This window comes from Herbidospora sp. RD11066 (assembly GCF_054661255.1).
On the sequence record NZ_BAAGDO010000029.1, the window covers coordinates 1 to 907 of the forward strand.

The window sequence follows — 907 nt, forward strand, 5'->3', positions numbered from 1 at the left end:
TCACAGAACGACATGGCTACGATCCGGCTTCTGTGATGTTACACGAATAATCATAAATTGCAGAGATCTACATTTTTTACGTCCACAATCAGTTAAAGGAGAGTTCCAATCGTTAGAATCTAGACTAACGAGAGGCGCCGGGACCACGAGGAGTCGGTATGCCATGCGACAGAAGGGCAGCATTAACTACTGGGTCCTTGTACGCACCGGTGGTAGAGAACAGGCTACGCAGAACGTTGAGCTCTTTAGTGAGAAAATCGACCTTGGATTGGAGGCGTGCATTCTCCTCTTGCAGCTCATCAACTTTATGTTGGGTCTCCACATACTTTTGTTTGCTCTTGTATCGGCTCTTGCGGACCGCAATGTTGTTGCGTTCCCGTTTCAAGCGATATTCCTCGCTTCCCTTCTCGACCATCACTTTCTTGTTGGATGAAAAGCCTCGGCGAGATTTTGGTGCCTTTAGTTGCGAAGCGATGGAGGGGAGCCTGCTCGACTTCTGCTCGTTGTCTTTCGCCAGGGTACTTGATTTATACGTCACAGCCGGTTTCGGGGGATTAGGTTTGCTTGATTCTACCTCAACAGGGATGTATCCTTGTTCTACTTCGGGTAAATATGGTTCCACTGGTTCTCTACGTTTGCTATCTTTGTTGGGGGCTAAATACTTGCTAAGATCTTCGGGACTGGTACTCAAGGTGGCAGGATCCAGGTAAGAGGCAAAATCGATCGCGATGTCGTTCAGATACGTGCAGCTCTCGTCCAGATCAGAAGCAGAGCTCAGATCAACGTCCTCAAACAGCTCAGAAGAGGGAGAATTCGCTGCTGACCATTCGCCGGACTCATACAGATCGAGAACGTCCATAGGCGAACAAGTCGGGGGCCAAGCGGTCTTAGGAAGACAATCGGAAGG

1 protein-coding gene is annotated in these 907 nt (G+C 49.2%); it reads right to left on the bottom strand.

The window, feature by feature from the left end:
• Nucleotides 1-124 precede the first annotated feature (124 nt).
• Nucleotides 125-907 (bottom strand): CCAAT/enhancer-binding protein (locus ACYQ78_RS39220; protein WP_459806076.1); only part of this gene is annotated, 783 nt, incomplete at its 5' end.